The 15,196-nt window shown below is 47.4% G+C and carries 9 protein-coding genes; all 9 read right to left on the reverse strand.

Annotated elements, in window-relative coordinates; translation table 11 throughout:
* Positions 1–64 precede the first annotated feature (64 nt).
* Positions 65–2,812, reverse strand: coding sequence for a family 20 glycosylhydrolase (locus MHM89_RS09965; protein ID WP_239408701.1), 2,748 nt, complete (start codon positions 2,810–2,812; stop codon positions 65–67).
* A gap of 143 nt (positions 2,813–2,955) precedes the next feature.
* The gene (locus tag MHM89_RS09970; protein WP_239408702.1) at positions 2,956–5,241 is read right to left on the reverse strand and encodes a family 20 glycosylhydrolase; all 2,286 of its coding nucleotides are present in this window, start codon (positions 5,239–5,241) and stop codon (positions 2,956–2,958) included.
* Between the two features lie 83 nt (positions 5,242–5,324).
* A complete protein-coding gene (locus MHM89_RS09975; protein ID WP_239408703.1) occupies positions 5,325–7,841 on the reverse strand; it encodes a TonB-dependent receptor in 2,517 nt (838 codons plus the stop codon).
* Positions 7,842–8,127: 286 nt separating this feature from the next.
* Positions 8,128–10,641, reverse strand: coding sequence for a hypothetical protein (locus tag MHM89_RS09980; RefSeq protein WP_239408704.1), 2,514 nt, complete (start codon positions 10,639–10,641; stop codon positions 8,128–8,130).
* 78 nt (positions 10,642–10,719) lie between these two features.
* Positions 10,720–11,877 carry a glutathionylspermidine synthase family protein gene (locus MHM89_RS09985; RefSeq protein ID WP_022945796.1) on the reverse strand — a complete coding sequence of 386 codons (1,158 nt, stop codon included), beginning with the start codon at positions 11,875–11,877 and terminating at the stop codon, positions 10,720–10,722.
* Positions 11,878–12,465 carry a DUF1190 domain-containing protein gene (locus MHM89_RS09990; protein WP_138509870.1) on the reverse strand — a complete coding sequence of 196 codons (588 nt, stop codon included), beginning with the start codon at positions 12,463–12,465 and terminating at the stop codon, positions 11,878–11,880. It abuts the gene before it with no gap.
* Positions 12,466–12,475: 10 nt separating this feature from the next.
* Positions 12,476–12,880: a DUF350 domain-containing protein gene (locus MHM89_RS09995; protein ID WP_022945794.1), complete on the reverse strand. Its 405-nt coding sequence runs from the start codon at positions 12,878–12,880 to the stop codon at positions 12,476–12,478.
* A gap of 25 nt (positions 12,881–12,905) precedes the next feature.
* Complete coding sequence (locus MHM89_RS10000; RefSeq protein WP_022945793.1) at positions 12,906–13,271, reverse strand: PilZ domain-containing protein; 366 nt, start codon at positions 13,269–13,271, stop codon at positions 12,906–12,908.
* A gap of 213 nt (positions 13,272–13,484) precedes the next feature.
* Positions 13,485–15,158, reverse strand: coding sequence for an energy-dependent translational throttle protein EttA (gene ettA / locus MHM89_RS10005; RefSeq protein ID WP_130148425.1), 1,674 nt, complete (start codon positions 15,156–15,158; stop codon positions 13,485–13,487).
* Positions 15,159–15,196 lie beyond the last annotated feature (38 nt).

Raw genomic sequence — 15,196 nt, forward strand, 5'->3', positions numbered from 1 at the left:
CGCATCCTGCTATTCCTTTTATTTAGCGTACGGCGAGCCTTAAGTGCAGGCCCGCCGCCTTGATTTACTCAGACAACGTGGCCACTCGACTCACTCGTCCAGAGTCACTTACAGTGCGTAATTGTACTGACGCCGAGGTGGTAAGTGGAACTGGCTGTTGGTAGTGATGCCAGGTCGCACCTTGATCTAAGGAGTACTCGGTATTCATCCCTGCAAAGCGAGTATTAACCACCAGCTGACCGTTTTCGATGGCGCCACCGGGTAAGGGGATGCGGTAGTTTACGCCAGGCTGATGGGGTATTTGACCATTAATGTCGACCACTTGGTAATAGTCTAATAGTGGTAGAGCGTGCTGCCCCAGGGTGTTCGCAAAAGTGTCCCAGGCCTGCTCTGTTGCTAAGCCTTCAGCGGGCATGGTTTGTACCCAAGCGCGCTCGGCGGCTCCGAGTAACTTCGGAAAGGTCATGTAATCAAGGATCTCAGGGGATTTTTGATTTTCACCAAAAAGTTGCGCCTGAATGCCATCAATATTCTGCTTACCCGTGGCGCTCAATGGCAGCCAATTTTCTCCCCAGGGGACCGGGTTGCCGAGCTTATCAGACTCGGCATTGGCATAGATATTAAAGGGGCGATAGGTAAAGGTTTTTTTGGTATCCGTATAGCCCGCCCAATGATAACCCACCTCGTCCGGGTGCTTATTGTAGGCTAAATCGAGATACATATTCGTGGCATGCGCGAGCACCACTTTATAGCCTTGGTTGGCAAATTTATAGGCTTGATGCTCATTGCCCCAGCCCCAAACGTTATTCCAAAACACTGGGTATATATTGCCATAATCGACGTTGCCGGTGCCGTTATGGGAAAGCACATCGCCCCAGGTAGCCATATCAAAGCCATGGCTATTAATGATGTCTTTCCAGCGCGTGAAAAAGTAGTCAAATAGTTCGGCGTCGGTTTTCCCTGCTGTTGCTGGGTTCGCCTGCACGGCCGGGGATTTGGCCCACCATTCATTTGCGCCTAAATGCGGCAGTTCATCGCCACCGCCGTGTAAGCGCGTGCGCTTGGCATCGGGCACCGCATCGTACATAGCGCGAGTCTCTCTGACTACATGGTTGAGAAAAGTAAAGGTGCCCTCTAGCGCTGGGTTGACAAAATTGTCGGTGTAAAACTGCGGAGTGTAGTACTGAGACTCATCGAGTGGGTCAATCAATCGGTATTGATTGGCGGCAACCGGGTCGGTGTCTTTGTATTTGTTATATCTGTATTCCATGGCTTTGATGGCGGCGCGGGCATGGGCGGGGAAGTCATACTCAATAATGACATCAATATGGCGGTCTGCCGCGTATTGCAGAATTTCTTGAAACTCTGCAACGCTATAATAACCCCAGCCTTTGCCAAGGAAGTTTTGCTGAGCGATTTCAAACCCTTGGAACTGTGGCTCTGTGCCTAAGTTAGCCGCGACTTTATCGGCTGGTTTGTTGTCGATGCCGTCACCGGGCGCAAATTCATTGGCTGCGCCCATAAAGGTATGCAACATCGTGGTTTCTTCAAGGTCGTGTCCGCGCTTGGCACCAAACTCAGTGAGCTCGGGCAGCCCAGGTATTTCTAAGCGCCATCCCTCGTCATTAGCAACATTAATCTCAAATTTATTGAGCTTATAAAACGCCATTAAATCCAATAATTTAAAAACAGTTTCAAGGGATTGAAAGTTACGCGAGACATCGAGCATCATGCCTCGATAAGCAAAGCGAGGGGCATCCAAAATCGTGCTTGCTGGCAGCACTGCATTATCAGCCAAGGTATTTGAATTAACTGCATTTTTATATACGGATGTAGGAATTAATTGGCGCAAAGTTTGGATGGCGTAAAACACCCCTTGGGCATCGCGACCGGTGATAGTAATACCGGAAAATGCATCTATCTCAAGGCGATAACCGCCGGCATCCGGTTGGCCATCGTTGTTGGTATCGAGCTGAGCATCTAGTTGCAAAGTGATGTGGTTAGGGCCATTTTGCGCAGCGCCATTAATGGCAAAAGAACCACTGAGAATGTCGCCGAGCGCCGTTTGTAAATAGGCCGCTTCCGTGGCCAAAGAGGAGGGCGCCGAGATACCGGTTAATTGGCTCATTAGGGTGAGAAACTCATCGTTTTTATGCTCGACGGAATAAGGCTGTGGCACTAATTGATGCTGCAAGGCTAAGGGAGTGAGCGCTGTGTTGTTCTCTGTAAATCGCAGTGCCGTGGTTTGCACTGGCATAGTGTCATTGCTGGCTTGAGTGGTTTGTTTCGGATCGCTGGGATCCATGGTGACATTCACCAGCACAGCCTGAGGCGTTTGTCCGTCATAACTGATATGAAAGCTAGAAGGCGAGTCGTTTTTAAGCATTTGCCAGTACTGAGCGATTATCTCTATCTCTCGCGACTGCCCTGGTTGTATGGGCTCAAAGCCAGGTTGCGGCTTTAACACAAAGTAATCGCCGCTTTTAGCGACATCGGCATTATCCAAACTGAGGTTTTGCGCTGCTATATGCTGACGCGCATAATCGCCATTAGCATCACCGCTTGGTAACACACTGGCTGGGGGGCGCACTGAGCTGAAATACAGTGCCCATCCAGACTCTGAAAGTGGCTCCGTGCCGTTATTAGTAATGGTTAAACTGCCAAGAAAGATATTCTCGCCAATTCCGTGATCGACCACTTGCCAGTGTAAATCGAGGTTATCAGGATGGGGCTGAGCAACGGCTAACTGGCTCGCGCTCAATAAGCTCAAGCCTGCCAATGCGAGTGTGAATGTAGATAGTTTTGCAACCATGAGGGCTCCTAAGACGTTGTTATTGTGTAGTGAGAGCGAGTACCGCAAGTGGCTCTATTGCTATAAACGTCTTAGCGTTAAGGTTTGGGAATAAAAAATAGCAATAAGCCCTAAATACGTATTTAGTACTAGGGCTTAAAAGGTTAATACACCGCTATTTCATCAATGTATAAAGGCAATTTGGGGATTTGTATATCCTGAGATTGCTTACTATTGATGGCACTCACTTTGAGGTAGCGTACACGCGTGGCCGCAAAAGAGAGAATCGACATGGGCCCGGGTGGTTGCTGAATGTGGGCCAGCGGTTGCCAGTTTTTGTTATCGTTAGAACCCCATATCTTGATGCTTGTTGGCGGATGCAGTTGTCGATGACGACCGCTGTTATAGCCTATTTCTACGCGCTCGACTAAGGTTGAGCTGTCTAAATCGATGACCGCTTCAAGGTCGCTATCATAAAAAATGGCGTAGTCATTGACGCTGTAAAATTGATCATAGGCAAACTGACCATCTTGCAGCTTAGTGGCAGAGCCTTCTGCTGGCGGATAGCTAAAGCTTATTTCTTTCCCCAGTGCGAGGTGCGGCGCTAAGGTAAGCTGTGCGTCTCCTACCAATTGCCCGAGCGGCTTTGCAAAACTGCGCGCCCGCACGCGCGTGCGCTCGCTGATAATAATAGGTTGCTGATAACGTAACGAGGTGAGTGTCGGCTCGCTGCCATCGAGGGTGTAGTAAATCTCAGTGCCTTCGATATCAGTGCGCATGGATACCTGTAGTTGCTCGCCTTTTATCGTGCTGCTTATGGTGGGTTTGTAGGCGCTGGTGGCGGCATTTATATGCATTTTTTGGTAGCGCTGCATTAATTTGGGTAAGCGCTGTTGGCTATATTCAGACCACGACTTATCTGCTTTTGCAGACCATAAGGTTTCGGCCAACGCACTTAAGCGCGGAAAAACCATATACTCGGCGTGGCGCGGTGTTTTTATATACTCCGTCCATAAAGCACCTTGCGCACCAATGATGAGCTCTTGCTGCTCGGGGCTCAAATGGCTGGGCTGGGGCTCATAATGATAAACGTTTTTGAGTGTGGAAAGGCCATGAATGGCCTTGGGCTCATCGAGGTTACGCGATTGATAAGCGTCAAAGTATATATACTGATAGGGGCTCATTACCACTTGATGACCCAGTTTTGCAGCGGCTATCCCTCCTTGCGTCCCGCGCCAAGACATCACCACAGCCCCCTCTGCGACACCCCCTTCTAAAATTTCGTCCCAGCCAATCACTGTTTTGCCCTGCGCTTGAACAATATTCGCGACGCGCTTTATAAAGTAGCTTTGTACTTGCTCAGGCGTGCTGAGCTGGTGTTCACGCATGAGCTGCTTTACAAAGGGGCTAGCGAGCCATTGCTTTTTAATGACTTCATCGCCGCCAATGTGAATATATTGGCTAGGGAAAAGCTCGGCCACCTCTTTATACACTGTGCTTAAAAATGCAAATACATCCTCTCGGGGGCAAAGTACGTCCTCAAAAATACCAAATTGGGGTTGTACTTTGACCGGCTGTTGATGGCAAGAAAGTTCCGGGTAAGCGGCCAGCAAGGCACTGGTGTGCCCGGGAATATCAATCTCTGGTATTACCTCAATATGGCGGGCCTGTGCATAGGCTATCACTTCTTTTATCTGAGCTTGGGTGTAAAAGCCAGAAACGGGTTGCTGATCAAACAGCGGTTGATAGTCATAGGTATGACCCACCACAGTATGAGGGCGGGTGGCGCCAATTTCAGTTAATTTCGGATAGGCATCAATGGCTATGCGCCAGCCTTGGTCATCGGTTAAATGCCATTGAAAGACATTAAATTTATGCATGGCTAACCAATCGATGTAGCGCTTTACAAAATCGACATCGAAGAAATGGCGGCTTACATCTAAGTGCATACCACGGTATTTAAAGCGCGGCTTATCGTTAATGGTCACTTGGGGGACTGCCCAACTGGCTTGGTTTATAGGCATGCGCGATTCTATCTCTGCAGGGAGTAATTGCCGCAATGATTGCACCGCCCAAAATAGTCCCGTTGGCGTTCGCGCACTTATTTCTATGCTTTGTGCACTCACTGCTAGTCGGTATTGCTCCTCGGCAAGCGCACTATCCACAAGATGCAGCGTGATGACGTCTCTTTGGCTACGCGTTTGCTTGGTTATAGGCAGTAAATAGCCTGTGGGCGGGCGTAAAAACTCTGCCAAATACTCAGCGACCGGCTTAGCATCGGGGTGATTAAAGCTTATTTCGGTCTCCTGAGTGAGCTCAAACTGGCCTTGTGCATAGGCAATATGATGGGGTTTTGGGGTGATCTCGGCATACGCCTGTTGGCAGCTGAAAAACAATGCGAATGCCATCAAGGTACTGGATAAGTAGTAAGAAAGGGTACTGTCATTCATAGTCAATTCCTGAGAAAAGCCCGCAACAGCGGGCTTGGGTGTACTAATTGGCACTGGGCAAAGCGCTAATTAGTAGGGGAACATTAAAAGTTAAGCGTTAATGAGGCACTCACTGTGCGCCCCAGAATAGGCCTGGCGTAGTAATAGTCATAGCCCGCTTGAACATCGTTTACGGCACGTGGATTGCCCTCGGTTAGACCTAGCTCGTCGGTGAGGTTTGTCGCTTTAACATGCAACGCAGCGGTGTCGTTAAAGCGGTAGTTAACGCCCATATCCACGGTGGTATAGTCGGGAAGAACAAACTTATTTTCGCCATCGGAGTAACGCTCACCTAAGTGGTGGATGGTTAAGTACACATCGCCATCGTCAAAATAATAGGTTGGGGTGAGTCGTAGTTGCACCTTCGGAGTGCGCTTAACCTGTTTACCCTGCCAATGTGCAAAGGCGCCCGTGAAGCCCTCCATTTTTGGATCTTGTACCACCCCGGTTAAGGTCAGCTGTATATCATCCAAGGCTTGCCATACGGCCTCGAATTCGACGCCATCGGTAATAGTGTCAATTACTTGATTAGCGACTTGGCCATCATTGCCGGTAAAGTTACGTTCAACTAAGTCATTAAACTTAGTGCGGAATAAGGTAACAGAAGCGCCCAAGTCCGCACCCGAGTAGCGGGCCCCAAGCTCGCCAAAGGTCAGGTTTACACTGTCGTTAAAGTCTGCCTCGTTTTGGGCATGAATATTCTGACCAAAGCTCATTAAGCGCGGCATTTCAAAGGCATCAGCATAACGACCAAAGGTCGATACACTCTCAGAGAGGCGGTAATTAAAACCGACGGTCCAGGCTGTCTCGGTTTCACTGCGGGTTTTCGATAAGAATTGCCGCGAAGGTGTATCAACGTAGTTATTAGCTAGGTTGTTGTCGGTATCGTTGCCATCAGCGTCAAATGCACCGTCTACCGGCTGTGCAAACTCGGTGCCCGACGCAGTACTATCAAGCTCTAGCCACTCGAGGCGAAGGCCGCCGTCTATACGCAGATTATCCGTTACCTGAAACTGCTCATTGATAAAGAAAGAATGCGAGGTACTGGTGCCAAAAGCGGTCGCTTGACCCCATCCGGGTGCATACCCTGTAGAGCCTCTATCGGTGAGTTGACCTATCACCTGCTGGTTATTGTCTACGGCAACGATATCGAGCAACCGGGCGTTGTCTTTTACCTCTGTAAGGAACTGTGATTGCCACTGATCAACCGGCAGTGCATCGGCATCAACATAAGCAAATAGCCAACCCATTGTCACTGTATGTTGGTCGCCTTCATAGGTAAAGCTCAGTTTATTTACGAACTGCTCGGCTTGGTATTGTGAGTACAAAGGGTAGCTTGTGGTGACCAAACCATTACCATTGAGGTTACTGACATCTGTCAGTAGCTCACCGTTATCCACGTAACGATATCGCGCTGCAACAGCGCCCTCATCGGCGAATTGTGTCAACATTGCGGTGACATCTTGCTGGTCTAGGCGCTCGTTGGCATTGATAAGCGTGGAGTTATCAAAGTTCAGCAGGATATACATGTCATTCTCAAAGCGAGAGTAACGCCCGGCGGTGTCGAGTAGCCAGCGATCGTTGAGCTCCCAATCCAGGTTATATCCTAAAGTAGAAAACTTAGTATGCTGCCCATCTTTAAGGTCTCGGGTTTGATAGCTGCCATCTTGTTGCAAGTACTGTAACAGCCGCTGGCCATTACCTATTAAGGTGCCATGTTGCGGGTCGACACCGGGGATGCCCTCGGGATCATCTTGGTTTTGCAGGGGGATCGGCACGAAGAAAGTGGTGTGATCGTTTAAATGCTTGGCAGATAAAGTTAACTGACCTTTATCAAACTCTCGAACTAAACTCATGCGCAGCTGGCCGCCATGGTCTGCCGTAAATTCGGTATCTCTGACTCCGTTTGAGCGTCGATAAAAACCGCCCAACGACATTTTCCAATCATCGCTAATAGGGGTGCCGTAAAAGAACTCACTGCGGTACATGCCATAGTCGGCGGTGGTTAAGCGAATGGTGGCTTCTTCAACGCTATCGGGTTTGCGGGTAATAAAGTTCACCAAGGCAGCCGGACCATTGGTGGTTAGCAAGCCCGAGGTGCCACCGCGAACCGCTTCCATATGCTCGATTGTAATGTCTTGGCGCTGATAAAAATCGACCCAGACGCCGTCGTAGACCACCGGTAGCCCATCTTCTTCCACGCCTATATAGCGAAATCCTTCGCCGCCGCGAAGACCCCGTGGAGCGACGTTATTGTTGGTTTCACCACCAGAGTCTTCAACCCAAAACCCGGGAACGGTTTCCAGTAAGTCAGCCGTGCCGAGCGGTGCTTCGCGGGCGAGATCTTCGGCGCTCAAGGTGGTGATAGACACCGATGACTCAAGCTTGGTTTGCCCACGCCCGCCACTCCCTGTGACCACTATGCGCTCAAGGTCGAGCAACTGCTTTTTATCGGATTGTTGTTGTGATTCTGTAGCGGCGAACGCTTGGCTACTGAAAAGTACACTGCTTATAGCAAGCGCAATAAGGTGTTTTTTATACTGAAGTGTGTGCTGGTTCATTTTGGCCCCTTCGTTTTTATTATGAGCAAAACCAATGGTTTTTGGCTTTGTAAATCTATTAACGAACGAGGGCGGCGTTTTAGGAATGCGATTTACGCAGTTATCTCGATTAGTACGTGAAAGCGAAGGTCGGCTATGCTGATAAATGAGTCATTCGCCGCGCTTTAAATCGTTTGGAGAGGAGCTAAAAAACAGAGTAACGATTTGCTTGAAAGTCTATGTGGCGCTTACTAATGACTGAGCAATAGGGCTATTCGATGCTGGTGAATAGCCCTATTATTTTCACTTATTGCTGACAATCAAAATAGCCAATATATGTGTCTGGCAATGCAGCTTTAAGTGATTCCATGTCTGAGCATGATATATCATTAAAATATAAATCAAGGTTATCTAGGTGCACTAGACCCATTAAAGGTTCAACTGTGCTGAGGTTAGTTCTGCTAACATCTAAGGATTCTACATTTTCCTTTATATGCTTAAGTGCATTGAAATCGGCAATACTTGAATTACCAATATCTATTCCAACAACAGAGTTTGGCAGTGCGTTAAATACCTGAACCAAAGGCAGTGCGTTATTTGAATCTGAAAAGTCAACATGTGTTAGCTGGGTAAGTTTGGTAAGCTTGTCTAAACCGCTTAAAGAGCGAGCGAAAGTACTTGCATTAAGATGTCTTAGATTTTCAAACTGCTCTAAACCATCTAAGCTTTGCACTTCATAGTTACCATGACAATTTAAGCCAATAAATTTATTGCTATCAAGCAAATTCGGGTAATTCTGTTTGTGGTTGGCAATACATTGATATAACCCGGGATCTGAAAAAGCATCCATGTTTACTTCTTTTTCAAGACATGAGCTAGAGCGCTCTATACTGTTTATATTGTATTGCTGTTCTAAGATTTCTAATTCAGAGCACTTGAGGTTTTCACTCTCGCTTAAGTTTAGTTTTTCTAATGCACTTAATTCACTTACAGCATCAAGAAAATAAACTAACTGTGGAAGTCGAGTAAGGTGCAGTGTTTTCAACTTGGTAAGAGAAGTTAAAAATGATACGTCGTTTATATACTTGCTATTATAAATAACTAAGTTTTCTAGGTTTACCAAGCCGTCGAGTGCAGTAACATCTGCTAGCTCATAGTTATCTTGAACTGTGAAGCTCTGCAATTGCTCTAAATTATAAAGTGGAGGTATAACCTCAAGGCCTGTTCTACTTAGTTGTAAGCTTTGCAAGCTAACTAATTGGTTCAAAGCACCTGTATTTTCTAAATCAATATCAGATAAACTGAGCTCTTCAAGGTTGCTTAATTCCTTTAGAATTACTAAGTCAAATGACATTGACGAATTCCCACTTATATTGAGCTTACGCAAGTGTGTTAGTGACTCAATATAGTCGAAGTAACTTAGGCCGTATAAATTACGCAATGTAAGCGTGGTTAAGTTCAAGCCCTCAATAGCACTAATATCATTAAGGTCACCGTTACTATCCAACGTCAGCGTCTTTAGGTTCGAGAACTCACGAATAAAGCCAATCGAGGATGTGTTTGTTTTAATCAGGGCAAGCTCTTCCAACGCGGTTAGCTGCTTGAAAGAGCGTGCGCCATCAAAGCGATAGCCGCTAATCGTTAATGATGTAAGGTTATTTAGTGCAGCGATTGTTTCGATATCATCTGAGGCTAGTTGCTGCCCGTAGTTGCTTTCAATATGTAATGACTGTAACTCGGTTAGGTGAGAGAGAGCGCTAAAGCTATCTATAGCCTTACCTTCTAGCCTTAGAGTAGTTAACTTGGGCGTATGGAACAACGCCGATACATCGGTAATATAATGGTTGTTCAGTTTCAGAGTTTTAAGCTCAGGCATGTGCTGAAGGAAGCTTAGGCTTGTTAAGCCGTAAGTATCATAACTTAGGGCACCTAAAGACAGTACCTCAAGAGATGTAAAATACTTAAGCTCACTCAAGTTGGCTACCCTTATTCCAGACACATCAAGCGCTATCATGGATTCTTTGTTGAGTTGACTTAAGTCTAGCGAAGCATTGTAGCACCCTGATGTGCACCCTAAAGTGAGGCTTTTTACAGCTGAAAGGTTAACTGAGCTTAGTGACGGCTCTATTGCTGCTAAGGAGTCGAGTGATAATGAGGTAAGTTGGTTTAAAGGTACAAGATTCGCGATATTGCTAATAGGGTTGCGATTGAAGTTCACCTTTTCTAGCGCTGTCAGCGCTTGCAAATCTGGGATAGTTGTTAAGCCAGCATTAGTCAGCGTTAATGCGCTAAGCTCAGAGAGCTGCTCTAGACCAGCGATATTATTAATTGTATAGCCATCACATGAGACTGAGGTAAAAGCGGTATCAACGTTGTTATCTTCTAAGCACTGCATTAAAGCATTATCAGCGATCATTTCTGTCTGTAATGGCGCATATGCTTGTGCATTTACATCCACTTGTTGAGTGGTTGTGCTTCCTTCATCATCGGTAACGGTGATACTAAATGTGTAGGTTTGCGTCTGTGCAATATTAGGAATTTGGACACTAAGGGTTGCTGTATTGGTGGTCTCTAATTGCAGCGTATTGCCCGCAATTTGTTGCCATTCAATGTTGGCAATTTCACCATCGTCTGAGAGCGTCGCCTCAATTTCCAACATATCACGTTCTTTTACATCCACTTTTGTGACAAGGTCGATGATAGGGGCCTGGTTTTGGGGAGCTGGTGGTGTGGGAGTGTCAGGCTGTTTATCGTCGCTGCCGCCGCAGCCAAATAGGGTAAGCGCTGCAGCCGCAGCAAAAATTCCCTTTCGAGAGTACATAAGATATGTCCTTTATTAATCTGGTATTCATAAAATCGGCACCGATTGTACCGACATATGAAATAAAGTGAAGAGTAATTACCCTAAAATAGTATGAGGGACGAACCGAGAGGTATCTTTGGTGATGGGGCCGTCATCTTCGCGAATAGTGAGGCCGCAACTTTGGTGTCCGACGACCCAAGAGCCGATCAAGGTGTGATTACCGGCAAACACGGGTAAGGGTGCTAACGCTTGAGTAATAAAGCCTTCGCTACCGTAACTACCGCTTTGGTGCACACGGCCCTTGTCTGGATGCACCCAAGTGATATTCTCGCCTTCGCGGCTAAACAGGGGTTTATTCACAAAGCCTTGCTCCAGCCCATCGCCTTCTTCACCGCTAAAGTAGGCGGCTAGGAGATTCGGGTGGCCGGGAAACATTTGCCACAGCAGCGGTAATATGGCTTTATTCGATAACACAGCCTTCCAAGGCGGCTCGACAAACAGGGTGTCGGTGCTGAGCACATGGGGGGCAAAGTCGTCATGCAGCAACTCTTCCCAAGGGTAAAGTTTAAAGAGTTGCGCGATAGGAGCATGTTCTAGGTCAGTGAGCTGGCCGTGCTCATCAACGCCAATATCTTCAATAGCCATGCGCGCCGTGGGCATGCCTGCTTGATAGGCACAGTCCTGTAAATAACTGACGGTGCCTTTATCTTCAATGGAGTCGCGACTGTGGACAAAGTGCAGCAATTCGCGGTTAGAGAAGAAGTTAAAACGCTCAATGAGCGCCTCTTGAATACTATTGAATTGATCACTTTGCCGTGGCAATTTGCCTCTATCTACTTGCTGTTCCAGCCACAGCCATTGGAAAAAACCCGCTTCATAGATGGAGGTGGGGGTATCGGCGTTGTACTCCAGTAATTTGGCTGGGCCGTTGCCGTGGTAACTAAAGTCCATACGGCCATATAGGCTAGGCTCTTTGTTGTGCCAACTGGTGGCGATAAAGTCCCAGTACTGCTCGGGCAAAGCGAACTTGCGCAGCCAATACTCGTCACGTACAACTTTGTCGACTAACTGCAAGCACATTTGCTCCAGTTCATTGGTCGGTTGCTCTAAGTCGTTCTCAATTTGCTCTAGAGTGAATTGGTAATAAGCGCTTTCATCCCAGTACTTTTCACCATCAATGCGGCAAAAATCAAAGCCGAAATAATCGGCCTGAGCGGCTAAATCCGGCCGCTCAGCAATAGGGTGGCGAAACATCTACCCACCAAAGCTACGTGATGAAGCACGGCGGCCAAAGCCTCCTCGGCTACGAGTAACGCGCTTGGGCTTAGAAGCGTATTTAACTTTAGACTTTTTCACCATAGTGGTGCCGCGATTGTTGACTGAGCCAATGTAATCGTTGTTGGCATTGCGGAAGCTGAAAAAGTCATCGCGTGAGCGATAAAGGGGCTTCGCACCTGAGTAGTAATTCCCCCCTAAAAACGCGTATTTTTTGCGTTTTTTCTTCTTCTTCATAAGGTCTAAACCTTCATCCACCGCCTCAGCGACGGCGGCGATCATAAAGCCTGCCATAATGGGTCGCCAAATACTGCCTTCTTGCTCACAGCGCTCAAACCCGAAGTCATTTTCACAGAGGTTTTCATTGGCGTACTTTGGCGCTTCAATATCGTGATTAGCCAAGGCCTGTTGGTATTGTGCTTGGCATACATCGCGTTCGACGCCAAAGTCGGTGCAATCATCTACATCGGTAAATAATAGTGCTGGTTCTTCAGGGTCGGTGCAGCCACTCAGTCCGGCACTGGCACCGAGCATAAGTGTCAGTTTAAGTTTGCTAGTACGTTTCATTGCCGCCTCCTTAGTAGGTGATACAGGCAGCGTTGAGAATACCGGTGGCCAGTGAAGCAACCCCTAAAAATGCCCCAGCGCTCATATGCCCCTGAGCAATTTTTTCAGACAGCTTGGGCATGTATAAACGCACTAAGAAGAAGGTCACTAATTGCATGATGCCAGCGATAACGCCCCAGATGGCAAAGTCTAGCAGCGAGACCGAGTTCACCGCTGCACTGGCAACTGGAAGGGTAAAGCCAATGAACGCGCCACTAAACGCGGTGGCAGCGGCGGCATTGTTTTCCTTCATCAAGGTCCATTCGCAATGCGGGGTGATAAGGGTGTAAATGAATAGAAAGGCTAGGATAAGTAGGTAGCCTAAACCAAAGTACATGATAAAAGGGACAAAGCCCTGGATGGATTCCATGATCATTATTGTGCTCTCACTGCAATCGTTATTATTGTTCGGGCGCAGCAAGCTGCGCTAACTCCCTGTGCAGTAGCTTATCATCACCCACGTTAAGTTCAATAAGGCGTTTTAAATGAGTGGCACTGTCAATATCCATTTTTACACAATGTAAGCCAATGTGTTGCGGCTCAATGTGAGCTACTTCAGCAAGCATATCAATATCAACATCACTGCCAGATAGGTGGAAAATAAGCTCTACGCTTTGACCTAACTGTGGGTTGAAGTCATCAGGATGGCTTACCAAAGCGCCATTTAAGGAAAGATCAAGTAAATGACAGCCATGGTGCTGGTTATTAAATACCACTAGGGCGGGGCGTTGAAAAATAACACGAGTGAAGTTTCTGCGATTTTCCATAACAGTTCCTGTATTGGCGCGTCTCCCTCCAGTGTAGTAGCCAGCCTTGAGGTTGTCCTTGGCTGTGAGTGACTTTTTTCGCTATTTCAATAAGCTAAAAATATCACAATGGTCATCAAGTAGTGGCGCGTTAGCGCAATCGCAGTGCATGCATCGGTGGATGCCAAGGGCACAAAAAAGCCCCATCGAGATGGGGCTTTTTTATGTGGTTAATTAACCAATCTTTTTATACTTAATGCGCTTCGGTTGTGCAGCCTCGGCACCTAAGGTTTTCTTCAACCACTGTTCGTATTCGGTGTAGTTACCATCGAAGAAGTTAATTTGGCCTTCGTCGCGATAATCAAGAATATGAGTGGCGATACGGTCTAAGAACCAGCGATCGTGCGAGATTACCATGACACAGCCAGGGAACTCGAGAATCGCATTCTCTAACGCCCGCAAAGTTTCAACGTCTAAGTCGTTGGTTGGCTCATCGAGAAGTAATACGTTGCCGCCCGCTTTTAGTAGTTTGGCTAAGTGCAAACGGTTGCGCTCACCGCCGGAAAGGTCTTTGACGTATTTTTGCTGATCATTGCCTTTAAAGTTAAAGCGGCCCACATAGGCACGGCTTGGGAACTCGAAGTTGCCCACTTTCAACACATCTTGACCGTCGGCGATTTCATCAAATACGGTTTTGCTCTCGTCCATGTTACCACGGAATTGGTCAACGGTGGCGAGTTCAACGGTTTCACCTAGGGTGATTTCACCGCTATCAGGCTGTTCCTCGCCGCTGAGCATTTTGAATAAGGTCGATTTACCAGCACCGTTGGCACCAATAATGCCGACAATCGCTCCCTTAGGAACGCTAAAATCAAGGTTATCAATAAGCACACGGTCGCCAAAGCTTTTGTTTAAGCCCTGTACATCAATGACCTGATCACCTAAGCGCGGGCCAGGTGGGATAAACAGCTCATTGGTTTCGTTACGCTTTTGATAATCGCCTTGTTGTAGTTCAGCAAATTGCGCCATACGCGCTTTTGATTTTGCTTGGCGACCTTTCGGGTTTGAACGTACCCACTCAAGCTCTTGAGCGATGGATTTTTGTCTTGCTTTCTCTGCTTTTTGCTCTTGTTGCAGACGTGCGTCTTTTTGCTCAAGCCAAGAAGAGTAGTTGCCCTCCCACGGAATACCTTCGCCACGGTCCAATTCGAGGATCCAGCCGGCCACGTTATCAAGGAAATAACGATCGTGGGTTACCGCCACTACAGTGCCTTCATAATCATGTAGGAAGCGCTCTAACCAAGCTACAGATTCAGCATCTAAGTGGTTGGTAGGCTCATCGAGAATAAGCATATCCGGCTTTTCAAGCAATAAGCGGCAGATTGCTACACGGCGACGCTCACCCCCTGATAAATGCTCAATCTTGGCATCCCAAGCTGGCAATCGTAATGCATCTGCGGCGCGCTCTAGGGCGTTATCAAGGTTGTGGCCATCGTGGGCTTGAATAATGGCTTCAAGTTCGCCTTGCTCTTTGGCAAGCGCATCGAAATCGGCATCTTCCATGGCATATTCAGCGTATACTTGGTCAAGGCGATCAAGAGCATTTTTAACTTCACTGACCGCTTCTTCTACAACTTCACGCACCGTTTTGCTTTCATCAAGCTCAGGCTCCTGAGGAAGGTAACCAATTTTAATGCCAGGCTGAGGGTGTGCCTCACCCTCAAAATCTTTATCCACGCCGGCCATAATGCGTAGTAAGGTCGATTTACCTGCGCCATTTAGGCCAAGTACACCAATTTTTGCGCCAGGGAAAAAGTGCAGAGAGATGTCTTTTAAGATGGTGCGTTTAGGTGGCACCACCTTTGACACGCGACTCATCGAGAAAATAAACTTATCAGGTAAAACCATGAAAGGAGCCTTTACAATGTGACTAATTTAAACTGCCG

It is taken from the genome of Pseudoalteromonas sp. CNC9-20, from assembly GCF_022347875.1.
Lineage (GTDB): Bacteria > Pseudomonadota > Gammaproteobacteria > Enterobacterales > Alteromonadaceae > Pseudoalteromonas > Pseudoalteromonas ruthenica.

Coding starts and splice junctions, on each gene's coding strand:
- MHM89_RS10000 (WP_022945793.1), bottom strand. CDS start 13,271: ATGGAAAATCGCAGAAACTTCACTCGTGTTATTTTTCAACGCCCCGCC.
- MHM89_RS09970 (WP_239408702.1), bottom strand. CDS start 5,241: ATGAATGACAGTACCCTTTCTTACTACTTATCCAGTACCTTGATGGCA.
- MHM89_RS09975 (WP_239408703.1), bottom strand. CDS start 7,841: ATGAACCAGCACACACTTCAGTATAAAAAACACCTTATTGCGCTTGCT.
- MHM89_RS09985 (WP_022945796.1), bottom strand. CDS start 11,877: ATGTTTCGCCACCCTATTGCTGAGCGGCCGGATTTAGCCGCTCAGGCC.
- ettA (WP_130148425.1), bottom strand. CDS start 15,158: ATGGTTTTACCTGATAAGTTTATTTTCTCGATGAGTCGCGTGTCAAAG.
- MHM89_RS09980 (WP_239408704.1), bottom strand. CDS start 10,641: ATGTACTCTCGAAAGGGAATTTTTGCTGCGGCTGCAGCGCTTACCCTA.
- MHM89_RS09995 (WP_022945794.1), bottom strand. CDS start 12,880: ATGATCATGGAATCCATCCAGGGCTTTGTCCCTTTTATCATGTACTTT.
- MHM89_RS09965 (WP_239408701.1), bottom strand. CDS start 2,812: ATGGTTGCAAAACTATCTACATTCACACTCGCATTGGCAGGCTTGAGC.
- MHM89_RS09990 (WP_138509870.1), bottom strand. CDS start 12,465: ATGAAACGTACTAGCAAACTTAAACTGACACTTATGCTCGGTGCCAGT.